The organism is Williamsia sp. CHRR-6 (assembly GCF_018474015.1).
Lineage (GTDB): Bacteria > Actinomycetota > Actinomycetes > Mycobacteriales > Mycobacteriaceae > Williamsia_A.
In genome coordinates, this window is sequence record NZ_JAHCSG010000004.1 from 423429 (window position 1) to 442643 (window position 19215).

The window sequence follows — 19215 nt, forward strand, 5'->3', positions numbered from 1 at the left end:
CTCGATTCTCTCCGAGTTCTGTCGACGTGGTGCGGCACAGCCTACGTTGACCACATCGGATCAACGATGACCGACCGGCACCGGTGTAGTGGCAACCGTAGAGGATCGATCACCGTCTGGTGGGCCGCAGGATCACCTCGGTGAGATGCGCGTCGCGTGGGGTGGCGACAGCCGAGGCGACGGCGGCAGCGACGGTCGACGGCTGTAGGAACTGTGACCCGTCGTACTCACCGCCCTCGGCGTCGACGATCTCGCGTTGCATGTCGGTGTCGATGCGCCCGGGATAGACGGTGGTGACCCGCAGACCGGGTTCTTCCGAGCGCAGTGCGTCGGCGAAGGCGCGGAGGGCGAACTTGGTGGCCGCGTAGGCACTCCAGCCCGGGTTGGCGGTGCGTCCGGCGCCGGAGTTGATGAACACCACCTGTCCGTCGGCTGCCCGCAGCGCGGGCAACAACAGCCGGGTGAGCTCGGCGGGGGCGAAGTAGTTGACCTCCATCAGCCGCCGGTGCTCTTCGATCGGGGTGTCCTCCACGAGGCCGATGCTGCCCAATCCGGCGTTGTGGACCAGCACGTCCAGCGTGGTGATCGCCTCAGTCGCGGCGGCCATCTCGTCGGGGTCGGTCAGCTCCACAGTCCAGGTCGACGAGCCCTCCAACTCCTGGGCCAAGCCGTCGAGTTCAGCCGACGGGCGTCCACCCAGCAGCAGGTCGTAGGTCGGGGCCAGAGCGCGGGCGATGGCGGCACCGAGGCCGCGGCTGGCGCCGGTGATCAACGCGGTGGGCATGAGGGGGCCGTTCAGCCTTCGCCGGACCCGGCCATCAGCAATGCGATGGTCGAGGAGACCACCACCTCGATGACCGGCTCGATGGGGCGGTCGTGCTCGACCACCATCGCGGTCATCTCCTGGATGCCACCGACGAGGAAGCGGGCCAGGTCTTCAGATGCCGGCTTGATCCCGGCCCGGCGCAGGGCTTCGTTACGGGTGAGACCCACCAGCAGGGCAGCGAACTCGTCGCGTGGCTTGCCCTGACCGGTCACGGTCGGATCGCCCAGGCTGGGCAGCTCACGGACCCAGCTGCGAATGACTGCAGGGTTGGCCGCCACCGACCGAAAATATGCGCCGATGGCCTGTTCGACCTGATCACGCCAGTCGGCCGTCAGGTCCACCGCCTCGGCCACATCGCGCATCATGCCGGCGTGCACCGACCGCAGGAGCGTGAAGTAGCAGTGGTCGCGGTCTCGGAACTCCTTGTAGAACGTGCGCCGCGAGGTGTGCGCATTGCGCACGATGTCGGCGATCGTCACGTCCCGATACGAGGTGGTGACCAGCGCTTGGGCCAACCCGTCGGTGAGTCGCTTGCGATAGTTCGCCGACGGTCCGACCTCGGCGTCGGCCGGAGCGTGCGACGGGGCGACCAACTCGGGTGCGGCGGGGTGTGCAACCACGAAGAAACTCCTCGGACAGGTGTTGGGACGTCGAAAACAATCGCCAGCGCTAATGGAACGCTACCCTCGTCGCAACTGGGTACGTGGACGTTCCCGATTATCGCCGATCGTTTCTCGACCCGACCCTGATTGGATGCCGTGACCACCGACGCCCCGAGTGCTTCAGTCCTGGCCCCTGATGCCTCGATCGTGCTGCCGCCGCGTGCCGACTTCACCCGGGCTGTGCAGGGCGCGTTGTTCCTGCTCGACCGCCGCCGCCTGTTCGCGGCCGCGCGGCGCCGACACGGGACCACCTTCACCCTGGATCTGCCCACGTTCGGGTCAGTGGCCCTCATCGGCGATCCCGACGTGGCCAAACAGCTGTTCCTCACCGGATCCGATGTGGTCCACAACGTGCGCCCCAACCTTGGCCGGGTGCTGGGGCGGGAATCGATGTTCTCGCAAGAGGGCGAGGCCCATCGCCGACAACGCAAGCTGTTGACCCCGCCGCTGCACGGGCGGCGGATGCGTGACTACGAACAGATCATCGAGACCGAGGCTGCGCGCGAGCTGGCCACGTGGCCGCACGGCCGGCGCCTGCAGACCACGCCGGCGATGATGCGCATCACCCTCAACGCCATTCTGCGCGCAGTGTTCGGCGCCGACGGCGAAGAGCTGGAGATCCTGCGCGCCGACATGCCCGCCTGGATCGAGCAGGGGTCGCGCATAGCGCCGATACCCAAGCCGCCGTTTCGTTTTCCCGGATCGCCGTGGGTGCGTTTCGCCCGCAACCGGCGGACCTTCGACGAACTGATCGGCCGGTTGATCGCCACGGCACGAGCCGATCCGAACCTGGCGCAGCGGGTGGACATCCTGGCGATGATGGTGCGCGCCACCTATGACGACGGCGCCCCGATGACCGACTCGGAGATCTCCGATCAGTTGCTGACGTTGGTGGCCGCCGGCCATGAGACCACCGCCAACACGCTGGCCTGGGCGGTCGAACGGATCACCCGACACCCCGATGTCTTGGCCCGCCTCTATGACGAGGTGGACGGTGAGGCCGACCCCGACCCGGATGAGCAGCCACGCAACGTACTGCGCCAGGCGGTGATCCACGAGGTGCAGCGCACCCGGCCGGTCATCGATCTGTGTGGACGGACGGTGATGGCCGATCGGATGGCGCTGGGCGACTGGGTGTTCCCGAAGGGCACGGTGCTGCTGGTCAGCATCGCCCAGATCCAGGCCGACGAGGCGTTGTTCGCGCATGCCGGCGTCTTCGACCCGGACCGCTTCCTGGGTTCGCGGCCCAACCCCATGTCGTGGTTGCCCTACGGCGGTGGGACTCGGCGCTGCATCGGGGCCGCGTTCGCGAACATGGAACTCGACGTGGTGCTGCGGACCCTGCTGCGCACCTACGATCTGCAGGTCACCGGTGCGTCGGATGAGGGTTGGCATTCGCGCGGGATCGCGTTCAGCCCCGCCAAGGGTGGCCGGGTGGTGGTGCGTCCGCGCTGACCGGCCCGGTCCCGGGCCGACAGGCGTGGGCGGTGGGCGTCGGCGACAATGATGCCGTGGCAAACCAGGGTTTCACCCCCACCCAGCTCTCCGCGCGCGCGGCCTACCTGCTGCGCGGCAACGATCTGGGCACCATGACCAGTGCGGCCCCCAAGCTCTACCCCCACATGTGGAGTTGGGATGCCGCGTTCGTCACGGTCGGGCTGGCGCCGCTGAGCGTGGAACGGGCCGTGATCGAGATGGACACCCTGCTCTCGGCGCAGTGGTCCAACGGGATGATCCCGCACATCGTGTTCGCCAACGGGCGCGATGGCTACTTCCCGGGCCCCGCCCGCTGGGAGTGTCGCAGCCTGGCCGCAGCGGCACCCCAGCATGTCGACACCTCCGGCATCACCCAACCGCCGGTGCATGCCATTGCGGTGCAACGCATCCTGGATCATTCCCGCCGTCGCGGTCGCACCACCCGGCAGGTTGCCAACGAGTTCCTCGACCGCCGGTGGGGCAATCTGGTGCGCTGGCACCGCTGGCTGGCCGACGCGCGTGACCCGCAGGGCCGCGGCCGCGTCACCATCTTTCACGGCTGGGAGTCCGGCATGGACAACTCACCGCGCTGGGACAGTGCCTACGCCAATGTTGTTCCAGGATCAGATCTTCCGCCGTATCATCGCGCCGACCTCGATCACGTCTCCGACGCCTCGATGCGCCCGTCGGATCTGGAGTACGACCGGTACCTGTGGTTGGTGGAACAGATGAAACGGGCCCACTACGACGATGCGCTGCTTCCGGGCGTGCTGGATTTCGCCGTCGAAGACGTCTTCGTCAGCGCGATCTTCGCGATGGCCTGCGACGTGCTGGCCACCATCGGGGAGGACTACTCCAAACCGCGGGCAGATGTGCGTGACCTACGGGCGTGGTCGGACCGGTTCCGCAGCGGCGTGGTGGCTGCCACCAGCGAAAGGACCAACACCGCCCGGGATTTCGACCTCCGGGCGGGTCGGTGGATCAACACCGAGACCATCGCCGGGTTCGCGCCCCTGCTGTGCGGCGGGCTCTCTCGCGAGCGTGAGCGGGCGTTGCTCCGCGCCTTTGAAGGCCCCCGGTTCTGTGGTCATCCGGACCTGAGATACGCGGTGCCGCCGTCGAACTCACCGATCGCAGCCAACTTCAAACCGCGCGAGTACTGGCGGGGTCCGGTGTGGCCGGTGATGACGTGGCTGTTCTCGTGGGCGTTCGCCCGCCGGGGCTGGCCGGAGAGGGCGGCCCGCTTGCGTGAGGAGGGTCTGCGTCAGGTCCGCGAGGGCTCGTTCGCCGAGTACTACGAACCGTTCACCGGAGAACCGTTGGGCAGCATGCAACAGAGCTGGACTGCAGCATCGGTGCTGGACTGGCTCGACTGACGGGCCACTCACCAGACGCAGCCGGCCAGGCATAATCGAGGTGGTGGAGTTCCTCGGCGTCATCCTCGGTCTGCTCGCCGTGATTGCCATCACCGGGTTCACCGGGTACTTCGTGGCCCAAGAGTTCGCCTACATGGCGGTCGACCGGTCGCGCCTTGCGGCCGCGGCCACCGCGGGGGACACCTCGGCCACCCGGGCACTCGCGGTCACCAAACGCACCTCGTTCATGTTGTCGGGCGCCCAGCTGGGCATCACGGTCACCGGGTTGCTGGTCGGCTACGTGGCCGAGCCGCTCATCGGATCCGGTGTGGGCCGCATCCTCGGTGACATCTCCATCGCCGGTGTCTCCATGGGCACCGCGACCGGTGTCGCTTTCGGCGCTGTCATCGCGGTCGTGGCGTCGACGGTCATCCAGATGTTGCTCGGTGAACTGTTCCCCAAGAACCTCGCCATCGCCGTCCCCGATCCGCTGGCGCGCCGGCTGGCGCCCTCGACGCTGATCTACATGCGCGTGTTCGGACCCCTGATCGCGCTGTTCGACCGCTCCGCCGAAGCGTTGCTTCGAGTGTTGCGGATCGAGGCCGTCCACGATGTGGATCAGTCGGCCACGCCAGAGGATCTGATCCACATCGTCGCCCTGTCTCGCAACACCGGCGACATCGATCCGACGATGTCGATCATGTTGGACCGCATCATCGATTTCCCCGACCGCACCGTCGAACACGCGATGACCCCGCGAGCGGTGGTGGCGACGATGAGTCCGGAAACGACCATCGAGCAGGCCCGCGAGCAGATGACTGGTGGGCACACCCGGTATCCGGTGGTGGACGAGGCGCTGAACGTGGTGGGGGTGGTGAGCCTGCATGATGTGCTCGACCCCGCGCGTGATGTGGCCGACGGCACCGCGCGGACCGTCGCGGATGTGGCGCGCCCACCGCTGGTGCTGCCGCAGTCGGTGACGCTGCCCGTCGCCGAACAGGAAATGGTCACTGCCGGAGTTCAGTTCGCGGTCATCATCGATGAATACGGTGACATCGCAGGCATTCTCACCGACGACGACATCGTCGAGGAGTGGTTGGGCGAGCTGGCCGACGAGCACGACGAGAAGGTGCCCACCGCACCGGTCGGCCGCGGTGAGTGGACAGTGGCCGGCCACCTGCCGGTGGACGAGTTGTCTCGCCTGGTCGGGTTCGCCACGCCCGAGGGCGATTACGAGACCGTTGCCGGTCTGGCGATCTCCGCCGCCCAGCGTCTGCTGCAGCCCGGCGATGTCGTCGAGGTCGAATTGCCAGAGGTCGCATTGGATTACGCCCATCGCGACGATCCCGTTCGACGTCAGATGCGGTTGACCGTGGTGTCGGTCGCGCGTCGGGTCCCCAGTCAGCTCACCGTGTCGTTGTCCAGCTCGCCGGACGGCGTGCAGCCATGAGCAATCCCCTCGTGGTGGTCGTGGTGACCATCGGCCTCATCGCGGCCAGCGCGTTCTTCGTGGCCGCGGAGTTCGCCGTCATCGCGGCGCGTACCCATCGGCTGGCCGACGAAGCATCGTCGAACCGGGCGGCGCGGGCGGCGCTGCGCAACGCCACGGACCTGTCGTTGCTTCTCGCGGGTGCCCAACTGGGCATCACCGTGTGCACCTTGGCGCTGGGTGCGGTGACGAAACCCGCTGTGCACTACAGCCTCACGCCGCTGCTCACCGATGTGGGACTGCCCAAGACTCTGGCCGACGTGGTGGCCTTCCTGCTGGCGCTGTTCGTGGTCACTTTCTTGCACCTGGTGGTCGGGGAGATGGCACCCAAGTCGTGGGCCATCGCCTACCCCGAGCGGGGAGCGAAGCTGTTGGCGCTACCGATGCGTGGATTCCTCATCATCACCGGGCCACTGCTACGCGGCCTCAACGCCCTGGCGAACCGGATGGTGGTGGCCTGCGGGGTGACCCCGGTCGACGAGACCAGCGCAAGTCAGACCATCGCCGGCTTGCGGCAACTGATCGAGCATTCCTCCCGCGCGGGCACCCTCGACGATGGGCGACGTGACCGCCTGCTGCAGGCGCTGTCGGTACACACTTTGACCGTCGGCGATCTACTCGATCGCAGACGGGGCACCCGGGGCACCGAGCTGGCCACGGTGGCCGTCACCGACCCGCCGGCGGAGATCCGCCGGGTGGCACAGGAGTCCGGGCACCTGAGGCTGCCGGTGGTCTCGGCGTCGCGGATCGTCGGATTCGTCCATGCGCGTGACGCTTTGGGCCCGAACGTCACCTCGGCGTCGGAGGTGATGCGTCCGATCCTGCAGGTGGCGCCGACCGACGCAGTGCTCGAGGTGCTGGCACGGATGCAGACGTCACAGATCCACATCGCGGTGGTCGCCGCCGACGCGCATCGGTCGCGGGCAGTTCTCACGTTGGCCGATGTCGCAGCCACCTTGCGGCCCACGGCGGTCACCGCCTGAGCGTATTCGCGCTCCACTTTCTGCCGTTCGCTCCAGGGATAACCGGGGCGCGGGTCAAAAAGTGGAGCGCGAAGGGTGTCGGTGGTGCGGTCGGTGCGGTCGGTGCGGTCGGGGGGGTCAGACGCCGATCTTGCCGTCCTTCTTCCATACGGCCACCACGGCCGGGCGGGGCAGGGCGCCGTTGCCGTCGGGCCAGCTCGACGCGCGCTTGTCGGCGTTGAACCCGTCCACCTCGCCCGGATGCTGCACGCACACGATCACGCGGTCTTCGGTGATGATCGGTCCGCAGGTCTCTGCGCCGGCGGGCACGGTCAGGAACTGTTTGGTCTCACCACGATTCGGTCCCTCCAGCGTCACCGCGAACAGCCCGTCGTTGCTCTTGAGTGCGTTGCCGTCGGTGGAGATCCACAGGTTGCCGTGCGGGTCGAAGGCCACGTTGTCCGGACACGAGATGGGGCTCACCTTGGTCTTGTCGAATCCGCCGTAGTAGGTGTCGGCCTCGGCCGGGTCACCGCACACCAGCAGCAACTCCCAGCTGAACGTGGTGCCCGCGTGGTCGTCGGTGAACTCGATGATCTGACCGTTCTTGTTCTCGTTGCGCGGGTTGGCCTCATCGGCGGCGGCCTTGCCCTCGGTGCCGCGCTTGGAGTTGTTGGTCAGCGCGCAGTACACCTTGCCCGTCTTGGGGTGGGGCTCGATGTCCTCGGGGCGGTCCATCTTGGTGGCGCCCACCGCGTCTGCGGCCATCCGGGTGAACACCGCCACCTCGGCGGCAGACATGCCGGCCACCTTCGACTCGGCCTTCCCGTCCTCGGACACCGTCAGCAGCGGCTTCCACTCACCGGTGCCGGAGAATTTGCCGTCGGCGGGCAGCGCCCCCGACCCGTCGAACTTCTCCGGGGAGTCGCCGGTGAGGGTGGCCACGTAGAGGGTGCCGTACTCGAGGATGCCCATGTTGTGGGCCAGCGCCGACTTTGAGTTGCCGCGCTTGATCTTTCGGCTGGACACGAACTTGTAGATGTACTCGAAACGCTCGTCGTCGCCGGTGTAGGCCACCACGGTGCCGTCGTCGGTGACGTGGATGTTGGCCGACTCGTGCTTGGTGCGTCCCAGCGCCGAGTGCTTGATCGGGGTGGAGGTCGGGTCGTGCGGGTTGACCTCGACGATGTAGCCGAACCGGTTGGCCTCGTTGGGATCCTTCGACAGGTCGAACCGCGACTCGTAGGAACCCCACTTGTGGTTGTCGGCCTCGTCGTCGAAGCTGTAGCGCTTGAGTCGCTCGGCGGCGGTCGCGTCGGTGACCTTGGACACGCCGGTGAAGTAGCTGTTGAAGTTCTCCTCGCCGGAGAGCATGGTGCCCCACGGGGTGATGCCGCCCGAGCAGTTGGCGATGGTGCCCAGGATCGTCGTCCCGTCGGGGTCGGCGCTGGTCTTGACGAACTCACTGCCCGCCGCGGGCCCGGTCAGGCGGAACTCGCTGGAGGCGTGAATGCGCCGATTGCGTTTGCCCACAACAGGAGTCAGCTTGCCGCTGCCAGGTTCGGTCTTCACCTCGATCACGGTGATGCCGTGCGCGGCCATTGACGTGCGGGCCTGAGCCTCGGTGGGCTCACCCACCTTGTAGGCGGTGAACATGAACTCTTCGGTGGTGTACTCCTGGTTGCACACCAGGTAGAAGCGATCGGCGGTGCCGTCGACCGGGATGAGGCCGGCGAAATCGTTGTTGAACCCGAACTGCATCTCCTGGGCCTCAGGGGTCTGGTTGGCGGCGTCGAACTCCGGCGCCCCCGGCAGCACCGGGTCGCCCCAGCGGATGACGATCTGCTGCTCGTAGCCGTCGGGGATCACCACGGCATCGGCGGTGTTGGGCTGCACGGGGGTGAAGTTCATGCCGCGCGAACCGTTTCCGGTGCCGGTCACCTCTGGGGTGTAGCTGGTGGCCTGTGGTTTGTCGCTGCTGCCGCACGCCGCCAGCGCGGAGGTGGCCCCGACCGCCACGGCCACCCCGGCCGTTCCCTTGAGCAGAGAGCGACGAGACACCATCTGGCGCACGATGTCGCCGAAGTATTCGTTGTCGCTGACGTTGCCCGGCTGCTGCGAGCACGCGTCACCACACTTGTAGCGACAGGTGACGTGCGCGCGCGACGACCCACCCGCAGTTCTGCACGTTCCACCGGACGCGGAGTCGGGGTCGGCGGTGCGATCAGAGGTGAACAAGGTGAGCGGAATGCGGACCACGAGATCTCCCGGGGGCAAGAGGGCTGGACGCGCGAACCGTACGCAACCGAGGTGAAGCGCTCTCAAGCGAAAAGTAAACGAACGGCAAAGCGCCACGGCGGGCGGGTTCAGGTGGTTCGGACGGTCGGTCCAAGGTTCACCAGCACGCCGGAATCGTCGCGGGCGAAGAAGTCGCGCCCGGTGTCGTCGACGACGACGAAAGCGGGAAAGTCGCGAACCTGGATGCGCCACACCGCTTCCATGCCCAGCTCGGCGTAGTCGAGCACAGCGACGTCGGTGATGCACTCGGCGGCGATCCGGGCGGCTGGTCCGCCGATGGTCCCGAGGTAGAACCCGCCGTGCGTAGCGCAGCTTCGGGCCACGGCCGCCGATCGGTTGCCTTTGGCCAGCATGATCAGCGATCCGCCTGCGGCCTGGAACTGTTCGACGTACGAGTCCATCCGGCCGGCGGTGGTGGGTCCGAACGACCCCGACACCGCACCGGTCGGCGTCTTGGCGGGGCCGGCGTAGTACACGGGGTGATCGATCAGATACTGCGGCAGCGGGTCTCCGGCATCCAGACGCTGCTTGAGGGCGGCGTGCACCAAGTCGCGGGCCACGATCAGAGTCCCGGTGAGCGACAACCGGGTGCCCACCGCCACACCGTGCAGCTGGGTTCGGATGTGGTCGATCCCGCCGTCGAGATCGACCTCGATCACCTCGGCGCCCAGGTCGGATTCGGTCACCTCGGGCAGGAACTGGGCCGGGTCGGTCTCGAGTTGTTCGAGGAAGATGCCGTCTCGGGTGATCTTCGCGGTGGCCTGGCGATCGGCCGAGCAGGAGACGGCCAGCGCGATCGGGCACGATCCGCCGTGGCGGGGCAGCCGTACTACCCGCACGTCATGGCAGAAGTACTTGCCGCCGAATTGGGCCCCGATTCCCAATTCCTCTGTCATGGAGAGGATCTCGTGCTCCCACTCCAGATCACGAAACCCGTGTCCCGACGGTGAACCGCAGGTGGGTAGTCCGTCGAGAGCATGCGCCGAGGCGAGTTTGGCGGTCTTGAGTGCGAACTCGGCCGAGGTACCCCCCACCACCACCGCGAGGTGATACGGCGGGCAGGCTGAGGTGCCCAGCGCGGCGATTTTCTCGCGTAGGAACGTGCGCAGCGAGGTGGGGTTGAGGACCGCCTTGGTCTCTTGGAACAGAAAGCTCTTGTTGGCGCTGCCGCCACCCTTGGCCATGAACAAAAGCTCGTAGGTGTCGTCGCCGGCGGCGGCAATCTCGATCTGGGCCGGCAAGTTGGTGCCGGTGTTGGTCTCGTCGAACATGCTCAGCGGGGCGAGTTGGGAGTACCGCAGGTTCAGTTCGCGGTAGGCATCGGCAATGCCGTGGGCCAGTTGGCGTTCGTCGTCGCCGTCGGTGAAGACGCGCCGACCACGCTTGCCGGTGACGATCGCGGTGCCGGTGTCCTGGCACATCGGTAGTACTCGGCCCGAGGCGATGACCGCATTGTGCAGCAGATCAGTGGCCACATAGCGGTCGTTGGCGCTGGACTCCGGATCGTCGACGATGCGGCGCAACTGTTGCAGATGCGAGGTGCGCAGTAGGTGGGAGATGTCGTCGATTGCGGTACGTGCGAGCGCGCGCAGGGTCTGTGCGGGCAGGTGCAGCAATTCGAGGTCGCCGTGGCGCACCACCTCCGGCGCGGGCAGATCGAGTGCTCGGAACCGAGTGGTGGTGTCTGGGGCGACCGGCAGCAGGGTGGAGTGATCGAACGATTCGGATATCACCATTTGTCCTCCAGGCTCACGGCTCGCGATAATGCATGGTGCGACGGGTCATGCATTCCCAGGTGTACCCGCCGGCACGTGCCACCGTCCACAATCGAATGCGAGCCGATGACCGATCAGGCCCTGACCAAGAGCGAGCTCATTGTCGACGAGTTGCGTCGACTGGTGCTCTCGGGCGAGCTCGCGCGCGGTGAGCGCCTACGTCAAGATGATCTGGCCCAACGGTTTTCGGCCAGCATCACCCCGGTGCGCGAAGCCCTGCAGCAGCTGGTGGCCGAGGGGCTGCTGGTGTCTGAGCCGCATCGCGGAGTGCGCGTCGCCGGCGTGGATCTGTCCCGGATCACCGGTGTCTACGTGGTGCGACGATTGACCGAGGCCTATGCAATGCGTCGAGTGGTCGACCGGATGTCACCGCGCGATCTGCGTGCGGCGCAGGCCATCCTGGAGCAGCTGTCGGGTGCCCAAGCAGCGGGTGACGCGGCACTGGCGCGAGAGCTGAACCGGCGGTTTCATTTTCACTTCTACGATCGGTGCGGACTACCTGCGCTGCGCGACGAGATCGCCGGGATGTGGCGCGCGTTCCCCTGGGACCTGATGCTCAGTAGCGGAAGTCGGATGAGTCAGTCGGCCATAGAGCACGCGATGATCGTCGACGCCGTGCGAGCCGGTGACGCAGATCGGGCGGCTGAAGTCACCGAGCAGCACATCATGCACGGCTACTTGTCGCTGGCTGAACAGATCGACGGCGTTGCTGGGCGCGACCCGTTCGACATCGCCGAGAACTGAGCACCTAGTTGCAGGTCGCCGGCCATGCCCGGTGCAAAGAATGCATGATTATCATACTTGTGCATCACCACTGTTTTGATGCATGGTGGAAGGGAACATGTGACCCACGCCATCACATCGGTTCGGGTCCACCGCGTCCACCACCGAGGAGGCCCCGTGAACAGTCATGACCTGACCGGCAGAGTCGCAGTGGTCACCGGCGGCGCCAGCGGAATCGGGCGTGCCGCCGTCGAACAGCTCGCTCGAACCGGCGCATCGGTGGTGATCGCCGACCTCGACGAGGTGGCCGCCAAGGATGCAGCCCAGCAGGTGGTCGACCCCGACCTAGCGCTGGCGGTGCACTGCGACGTCGCCGACGCCGACTCGGTCCAAAGCGCGGTCGACAGTGCCGTGGACACCTTCGGCCGCCTCGACATCCTGGTGGCCAACGCCGGCATCACCCATCTGCCCACTCCGGCGCTCGACCTCGACGAAGAGCAGTTCGCCCGCGTCTTCGACGTCAACGTCAAGGGAGTGTGGCTGTGCGCGCGCGCCGCGGTGCCTGCCATGCGGGCCGGCGGTGCCGGCGGCTCGATCGTCATCACCGGCTCGGTGATGGGTGAACGCACCCGGCGTGGGTTCAGCGCGTACGCGCCCAGCAAGGCCGCCGCCAATCACCTTGCCCGAACCCTGGCCATCGAACTCGCCCCCGACATCCGGGTGAACGCGGTGGCACCGGTGGCCACCGACACCCCGATGCTGCCCAGTTTCCTGGGACCCGATGACCCGGCCGCCGCGCGCGAACGGTTCATCGCGGGTATCCCGTTGGGCCGCTTGGCCACTCCCGCCGACATCGCTGAGGGCATCGTGTTTCTGGCCTCGGATGCAGCGCGTTTCATCACCGGGTCGGTGTTGCCCGTCGATGGGGGGCGCGCCCTATGACTGCGTCACATGCCCTCCCGCTGGACGGTGTGCTGGTGGTGTCGTGCGAGCAGGCTGTGGCGGCGCCGATGGCCACCCGCCAGCTCGCCGATCTCGGAGCGCGGGTGATCAAAGTGGAACGTCCGGGCACCGGCGACTTCGCCCGCGCCTACGACGAGACCGTGTACGGCCAGTCCAGCCACTTCGTCTGGCTCAACAGGTCCAAGGAGAGCATCGCTCTTGACCTCAAAGACGACGATGACAAATCGGTTCTGCTGCAACTGCTCTCCCGAGCTGACGTCTTCGTCCAGAACTTCGCCCCCGGCGCGGTCGAGCGTCTCGGACTGGGTGCTGCCGCCCTTCAGAAGCGCAACCCGCGCTTGATCACCTGCTCCATCTCCGGATACGGCACCACCGGTCCGTACCGGGACGCCAAGGCCTACGATCTGTTGATCCAAGCCGAAGCCGGTCTGGTGTCAGTGACTGGTAGCCCAGATCAGCCCGCCAAGTCCGGTATCCCCGCGGCCGACATCGGCGCGGGCATGTATGCCTTCTCCGGCATCCTCACAGCCCTCTATGACCGTGAGAAGACCGGTCGCGCAGCGGCGTTGGACATCAGCCTGTTCGACTCGCTGGTCGAGTGGATGGGGTATCCGATGTACTACGCCGAGTATGGGGGACACGCGCCGGCACGGGCCGGAACCAGCCACGCGGCCATCGCACCGTACGGTGCGTTCGCCGCCGGCGACGGTGCGGAGGTGGTGCTGTCGGTGCAGAACGAACGGGAGTGGGCGTCATTCTGCACCTTGGTGCTGCGGCAACCGCAGCTTGCCGACGACCCCCGGTTCGCGACCGGCAGCGCGCGGGTGGCCAACCGAAAGGCGTTGCAGGACGACATCGACGCTGTTCTCGCCACCCTGTCGGTCGGCGAACTCGAGGCGAGGCTGCGAGCAGGTAACATCGCGCACTCGCGGATGCGGTCGGTGACCGAGGTGATGGATCACCCGCAGCTGCGTGCGCGCGACCGACTGCGCAGCGTGCAGACGCCGCGGGGGACGATCAGCGCGGTGCTGCCTGCCATCACCTTCCCCGACCGGCCGCCGCGGATGGATCCGGTGCCCGCGGTGGGCGAGCACAACGAGCCCATCATCACCTGGCTACGCGACACCCAGGAGTCCTCGTCATGACAACGATGCACGAGTTCCCCCCCACGGCAACGTCATCGAACGCCGCAGCGGTCACCCAGTCGTTCATTGCGGGTCAGTCGGTGGCTTCGACCGACACCTTCGACAACATCGACCCGGCCACCGGGCAGTCCCTGGGGCCGGTCGCCGCAGGCGGCGAAGCCGAAGTCGACCAGGCGGTGACCGCAGCGCGGGCCGCCACCCGCGACTGGCGGCGTGTGGCCCCCGCCGCCCGCGCCGAGATCCTGTGTCGACTCGCCGACCTGATCGCCGCGGACGCCGAGCGACTGGCCGTACTGGAGAGCGAAGACACCGGAAAACCGTTGTCGCAGGCCCGAAACGATGCGCTGGTGGCCGCCCGCTACTTCCGCTTCTACGGCCACGCCATCGACAGCCACTACGGACACACCATCCCGCTGGAACCCGACACCCACGCCTACACGCGACGCGAACCGTTCGGGGTGACCGGTCACGTCTTGGCCTGGAACTACCCGATGCAGTTGCTGTCGCGGGCGGTGGCCCCGGCCATCGCGGTGGGCAACTGCTCGGTGGTCAAACCGGCTGAGGAAACACCCCGGACCGCAGTGGAATTCGCTCGACTCGCGCAACAGGCCGGAGTCCCCGACGGGGTGTTCAACGTGGTCACCGGCGCCGGCCCCCAGGCGGGTTCGGCCTTGGTCGACCACCCCGGGGTCGACCACCTGGGGTTCGTCGGATCGACCGAGGTCGGTTCCCTCATCGCCCACGCCGCCGCCGATCGGGTCGTGCCCACAGTCCTCGAGCTCGGTGGCAAGTCACCGCAGATCGTTTTCGCCGACGCCAACCTGTCCACCGCAGCAGCGACCGTGGCCCGGGCCATCCTGCAGAACGCAGGCCAGACCTGTTCGGCCGGTTCACGTCTGCTGGTGCAGCGCGACATCGCCGATGCCGTCGTCGCCGACGTGGTGCAGCGGCTGCAGGCCGTTCGGATGGGCCCCGGCCTCGACGACCCCGACCTCGGACCGTTGGTGTCACGAACCCAGCAGCGGCGGGTGCAGTCGATGATCGATGCCGTCACCACCGGGGAGGTGGTCCTCGGCGGCACCGCGCCCACCGATCCGCAGCTGTCCGCGGGGGCCTACTTCGCGCCCACCGTCATCGTGGGCGTCGACCCAACTGCGCCCATCGCCCAGGAAGAGATCTTCGGTCCAGTCCTGACTATCAACACCTTTGACGACGAAGACCACGCCATCGCGCTGGCTAACGGCACGCCATACGGCTTGCTGGCCGCAGTGTGGACCCGCGACCTCTCACGGGCGCACCGGATGGCCGCTGAGCTGCGCGCAGGTCAGGTCTACGTCAACGCCTACGGAGCCGGCGGTGGGGTCGAGTTGCCGTTCGGTGGCTTCGGCAAGTCCGGCTACGGCCGAGAGAAAGGGTATGAGGCACTCGACGCGTTCAGCGCGACCAAGACCGTGGTGGTGACGCTGTGAACGACACGGTGCGGCGAGCGGTGCTGGTCGTCCCGGCCGGCGACGAACGCAAGATGGCCAAGGCCGCAGGCTGCGGCGCGGACGAGGTGGTCTTCGACCTCGAGGACGCGGTCGCCACTGAACGGAAAACGTCTGCCCGCGAGGCGTTGTCGAGGTTCGTGCGCACCTGGGACCAGCCCGCCGGCGGCCCTGCGCTGAGCGTGCGCATCAACCCGATCGGCACGCAATGGGGTGCCGCTGACCTCGACGTCGCCCTGGCTGCACCGGCCGTCTCGTCGGTGGTGGTGCCCAAAGTCGAATCCGCTGCTGACATCGAGCTGGTGGGCCGGCGAATCGACCGCAGTGGCCGGGCGGGTTGTGGGATTCAGGCGCTGATCGAATCAGCGGCTGGGCTGGCCGCGCTGCACCAGATTGCCCGGTGCAGTTCACGCTTGCGCAGCCTCATCATCGGTTACGCCGACCTCGCCGCGTCCCTCGAGCGACCCCTCGACGCCCCTGGTGAGGTCTGGTCCGGCGTACAGGATCGCGTGTTGCTCGCCGCCCGCGTCGCCGGCATCGACGTGATCGACGGGCCAGTGCTGTCGGTGGCCGATGACGACGCGCTACGCGCTGCCGCCGTGCGCGCCCGTCAGATGGGCCTCGACGGCAAGTGGGTGATCCACCCCGCCCAGATCGCTACGGTGACTGCGGTTTTCACCCCCGCCGACGCCGAGGTGCGCCGAGCCCGCGCCATCGTCGACGCCCTCGACGCCGGGGTGCACGGGGGAGCTGGAGCGATCGCCCACGACGGCGTGATGATCGATGAAGCCGTGGCCCGTAGCGCTCGCCGCGTGCTTGCGCGCGCAGCCATCTGACCGAGTTCGCGACCCGCCCGACGATCTGCCCCCGGACGATCCGCATTCAATCAAAGGAGACGCCATGACCGCAGTGATCCCCACCGACAACCCCGTCGACTTCACCGGGCCCTACCGGTTGAGCATCAACGGTGAACTCCGCGAGGCCACAACGACATTCGATGTGCCCAACCCGGCCACCGGCGCGGTGATCGCGCAGGCGCCCGACGGTGGAGCCGACGAGCTCAACGCAGCGGTGGCGGCCGCGAAGGCAGCCGTCGCATCGTGGTCGGGGCTGTCGTGGGAGCAGCGCAGCGCCTACCTCACCCGCTACGCCGACGCCCTCGACAGCCACCGCGACGAGCTGGCCACGCTGCTGACCACCGAGCAGGGTAAACCCCGCCACACCATGGCTGCCTCCGAGGTGGACGCCGCCATCTTCTGGGTGCGGGAGGTTGCGCAGCGCACGGTCCCCGTGGAGGTGATCGAGGACGACGACGACCACCGCGTGGAGGTGCATCACGTGCCGCTCGGCGTCGTGGGTGCCATCACGCCGTGGAACTTCCCGGTGTTGTTGGGACTGTGGAAGGTGGCTCCGGCGCTGATCACCGGGAACACCATGGTGCTCAAGCCATCTCCGTACACACCGTTGTGCAGCTTACGCTTCGGTGAGATCGCCGCCCGCGTGCTGCCGCCCGGTGTGCTCAACGTCGTCTCCGGTGGCAACGAGATCGGCCAGTTGCTGTGCGAACATCCTGACGTCGCCAAGATCAGCTTCACCGGGTCCACCGCCACCGGCAAGAAGGTGATGGCCAGCGGGGCGGGCAACCTCAAGCGCATCACCCTGGAACTCGGGGGCAACGACGCTGCCATCGTATTGGCCGATGCCGACTGGAAGTCGTTGATCCCCAAGCTGTTCGACGCCGCTTTCGGCAACTCCGGGCAGTGGTGCATCGCCATCAAACGGCTGTACGTCCACAGCTCCATCCACTCGCAGTTCGTCGACGAGTTCGTGAAGTACTGCGCCACCAAGACCGTCGGCGACGGCATGGACCCCCAGACCGATCTAGGCCCCATCCAGAACACCATGCAGTACGAGAAGCTGCGCAGCATGTTCGCCGACATCGAGGCCAACGGTTACCGCGTGCCGCTCGGCGGTCAGATCGACGTGGATCGGCCCGGCAACTTCGTGCCCATCACCATCGTCGACAACCCGCCTGAGGACAGTCGCATCGTTCGCGAGGAGCCCTTTGGTCCGGTGCTGCCGATTCTGTCGTTCGACACCGAGGACGAAGTGGTGGCCCGGGCCAACGACACCGAGTTCGGGCTCGGTGGGTCGGTGTGGGGCGGTCGGGAGCAGGCGGCGCGCATCGCGGGCCGCCTGGAGACGGGCACGGTGTGGGTCAACGAGATCCACATCCACGGCATCGATGTGCCGTTCGGCGGACACAAATGCTCGGGACTCGGGGTGGAGAACGGCGCCGAGGGGCTGACTGGCTTCACCAACACCAAGACCCTGATGTTCCACAAGTGAGCTGACGGTCCACAGATGAGCTCTCGACCGACGAGGAGAACGGCATGAAGGTGACAGGTGCGGTGGTGGCCGGTAGCGGGGCCCCGTTCGAGTTGATGGATCTCGACCTCGCTGACCCGGGACCAGCCGAGGTCCGGGTACGGATGGTGGCCTGCGGGGTGTGCCACACCGATCAGGTGATCCGAGATCAGCTGGTCCCGATGCCGTTGCCGGCGGTGCTGGGCCACGAAGGCGCGGGGATGGTGGAGGCCGTCGGTCCGGGCGTGACGAACGTGGCCCCCGGTGATCGGGTCGTGTTGTCGTTCAACTCGTGTGGCACGTGCAGCGCATGCTCCTCCGGTGCGCCGGGGTACTGCGCAGAGTTCGGCGCCTACAATTTCGGCGGCGGCCGACCCGATGGCTCGACGTCGCTGACCTGTGGCGGTGAGCGGGTCTCGTCGCACTTCTTCGGACAGTCGTCCTTCGCCACCCACGCCACGGTGTCCATGCGGTCGGTGGTGCGGGTCGACGACGAGGACGTGCCGTTGGAGATCCTCGGGCCGCTGGGTTGCGGTATCCAGACCGGAGCCGGCGCGGTGCTCAACTCCCTGGCCCCCGAGGCGGGTTCATCGATCGCCATCTTCGGCGCCGGCGCGGTGGGCGATGCTGCGCTGCTCGCGTCGCGGGTGGCCGGGTGCACCACGATCATTGCTGTGGATCGCATGGCCAAGCGCTTGGAATTCGCTCGGGAGTTGGGCGCCACCCACACCGTCGACGTCGCCGACGGGGATCCGGTGGCCGCGATCATGGACATCACCGCCGGGGCGGGAGTGAACTACGCCCTGGAGACCACGGGTGTGCCGCCGGTGCTGCGACAGGCGGTGGACTCGTTGGCCATCCGTGGGGTGGCCGGGTTGCTGGGCCAAGCGCCCATCGGATCAGAGGTGGCGTTGGAGACCGGATCGTCGTTGCTGCGCGGGTGGTCGTTGAAGGCGATCATCGAGGGCGACTCGGTGCCACAGGTGTTCATCCCCAGGCTGATCCGGCTGTACCGCGCGGGCCTGTTCCCCTTCGACAAGCTGATCCAGACATTCCCGTTCGCCGAGATCGGGGATGCTTTCGTGGCCTCCGAACATGGAGAAGTGGTCAAGCCGGTGTTGGTGATGTGACCGAGCGCCCGCACTCCTGCGGGGCGTGTTCGCAGTACGGGGTGACCCCGGGGAAGTACTGACGGTGGGTGGCCACCCAGGCGTACACCTTCTCCTGGGTCCACCCCACGCCGGGGATCATGTAGAGCCACAACGGCACCCGCACGCCGGTGGCGGTGGCGACGGCGAGGTTGGCTGCGCGCGCGGCCGAGGCGATCGCGCCGTCGTCACCGATCCACCAGATGGAGGCCATCAGCTGCTGGTGCGTGATGCCCAGTCGGTGGGCCAGTCCGGGTTCCTGCAGCGGTGTCAACGTCAGGCGCCCGGTGCGGTTGATGCGGCGCAGCACATTGACCGCGCGGGTACACATCCCGCAGTCCCCGTCGAAGTACAGCGTGCCTGCGGTGGTCGAGTATGCGCTGCGAGATCCCATGTCTCCAGTATGCGCGGGCGGGTGCGCCGCGCTGCGTGGCTCTGGCCACAGTGCTGCGCCGGTGCGGGATCGGCGATTTCTGATCGAGAACATTCCACGAAAACGCCGGTTTCCTCGAGCCGGGCAAACGGCCGCCAACTATACG

At 67.3% G+C, this 19215-nt stretch carries 16 protein-coding genes; 11 read left to right on the forward strand and 5 right to left on the reverse strand.

Features of this window, described 5'->3' with window-relative positions; genetic code table 11:
* Positions 1–109 precede the first annotated feature (109 nt).
* The gene (locus tag KIK15_RS13500; protein ID WP_214245210.1) at positions 110–784 is read right to left on the reverse strand and encodes an SDR family oxidoreductase; all 675 of its coding nucleotides are present in this window, start codon (positions 782–784) and stop codon (positions 110–112) included.
* 11 nt (positions 785–795) lie between these two features.
* On the reverse strand, positions 796–1446 hold the full coding sequence (locus KIK15_RS13505) for a TetR/AcrR family transcriptional regulator (protein ID WP_214245211.1): 651 nt from the start codon (positions 1444–1446) through the stop codon (positions 796–798).
* A 129-nt stretch (positions 1447–1575) separates the two neighbouring features.
* Here KIK15_RS13505 and KIK15_RS13510 point away from each other — a divergent pair, with 129 nt between their 5' ends.
* From KIK15_RS13510 to KIK15_RS13525, 4 genes are read left to right on the forward strand one after another with little or no spacing between them, the layout of a single operon-like run.
* Complete coding sequence (locus KIK15_RS13510; RefSeq protein ID WP_374222854.1) at positions 1576–2943, forward strand: cytochrome P450; 1368 nt, start codon at positions 1576–1578, stop codon at positions 2941–2943.
* Positions 2944–2999: 56 nt separating this feature from the next.
* Positions 3000–4340 carry an amylo-alpha-1,6-glucosidase gene (locus tag KIK15_RS13515; protein ID WP_214245212.1) on the forward strand — a complete coding sequence of 447 codons (1341 nt, stop codon included), beginning with the start codon at positions 3000–3002 and terminating at the stop codon, positions 4338–4340.
* A gap of 40 nt (positions 4341–4380) precedes the next feature.
* The gene (locus tag KIK15_RS13520; protein ID WP_214245213.1) at positions 4381–5769 is read left to right on the forward strand and encodes a hemolysin family protein; all 1389 of its coding nucleotides are present in this window, start codon (positions 4381–4383) and stop codon (positions 5767–5769) included.
* Positions 5766–6791 carry a CNNM domain-containing protein gene (locus tag KIK15_RS13525; protein ID WP_214245214.1) on the forward strand — a complete coding sequence of 342 codons (1026 nt, stop codon included), beginning with the start codon at positions 5766–5768 and terminating at the stop codon, positions 6789–6791. The genes KIK15_RS13520 and KIK15_RS13525 overlap by 4 nt, the downstream gene beginning before the upstream one ends.
* 117 nt (positions 6792–6908) lie before the next feature.
* On the opposite strand, the gene KIK15_RS13530 is transcribed toward KIK15_RS13525, so the two are convergent.
* Positions 6909–9029 carry a PhoX family phosphatase gene (locus tag KIK15_RS13530; protein WP_214245215.1) on the reverse strand — a complete coding sequence of 707 codons (2121 nt, stop codon included), beginning with the start codon at positions 9027–9029 and terminating at the stop codon, positions 6909–6911.
* 107 nt (positions 9030–9136) lie between these two features.
* Entirely contained in the window at positions 9137–10804 is a 1668-nt protein-coding gene (locus KIK15_RS13535; protein ID WP_214245216.1) for a FumA C-terminus/TtdB family hydratase beta subunit, read from the reverse strand.
* Between the two features lie 105 nt (positions 10805–10909).
* Between KIK15_RS13535 and KIK15_RS13540 the strand changes: the two genes are divergently transcribed.
* From KIK15_RS13540 to KIK15_RS13570, 7 genes are all read left to right on the forward strand, one after another.
* Complete coding sequence (locus KIK15_RS13540) at positions 10910–11587, forward strand: GntR family transcriptional regulator (protein WP_214245217.1); 678 nt, start codon at positions 10910–10912, stop codon at positions 11585–11587.
* Positions 11588–11743: 156 nt separating this feature from the next.
* Positions 11744–12508, forward strand: coding sequence for an SDR family oxidoreductase (locus tag KIK15_RS13545; protein ID WP_214245218.1), 765 nt, complete (start codon positions 11744–11746; stop codon positions 12506–12508).
* Positions 12505–13674 (forward strand): CaiB/BaiF CoA-transferase family protein, encoded by a 1170-nt coding sequence (locus KIK15_RS13550; protein ID WP_214245219.1) that lies wholly within the window; start codon positions 12505–12507, stop codon positions 13672–13674. Before KIK15_RS13545 ends, KIK15_RS13550 begins: the two co-directional genes overlap by 4 nt.
* On the forward strand, positions 13671–15143 hold the full coding sequence (locus KIK15_RS13555; RefSeq protein ID WP_250324584.1) for an aldehyde dehydrogenase family protein: 1473 nt from the start codon (positions 13671–13673) through the stop codon (positions 15141–15143). Before KIK15_RS13550 ends, KIK15_RS13555 begins: the two co-directional genes overlap by 4 nt.
* On the forward strand, positions 15140–15997 hold the full coding sequence (locus tag KIK15_RS13560) for a CoA ester lyase (RefSeq protein ID WP_307851887.1): 858 nt from the start codon (positions 15140–15142) through the stop codon (positions 15995–15997). The genes KIK15_RS13555 and KIK15_RS13560 overlap by 4 nt, the downstream gene beginning before the upstream one ends.
* Before the next feature lie 64 nt (positions 15998–16061).
* Complete coding sequence (locus tag KIK15_RS13565) at positions 16062–17510, forward strand: aldehyde dehydrogenase family protein (RefSeq protein WP_214245220.1); 1449 nt, start codon at positions 16062–16064, stop codon at positions 17508–17510.
* 44 nt (positions 17511–17554) lie between these two features.
* A complete protein-coding gene (locus KIK15_RS13570; RefSeq protein WP_214245221.1) occupies positions 17555–18658 on the forward strand; it encodes an NAD(P)-dependent alcohol dehydrogenase in 1104 nt (367 codons plus the stop codon).
* On the opposite strand, the gene KIK15_RS13575 is transcribed toward KIK15_RS13570, so the two are convergent.
* Positions 18636–19070, reverse strand: a complete 435-nt coding sequence (locus KIK15_RS13575) for a thiol-disulfide oxidoreductase DCC family protein (RefSeq protein ID WP_214245222.1) — start codon at positions 19068–19070, stop codon at positions 18636–18638. The genes KIK15_RS13570 and KIK15_RS13575 overlap by 23 nt on opposite strands.
* Between the last annotated feature and the right edge of the window lie 145 nt (positions 19071–19215).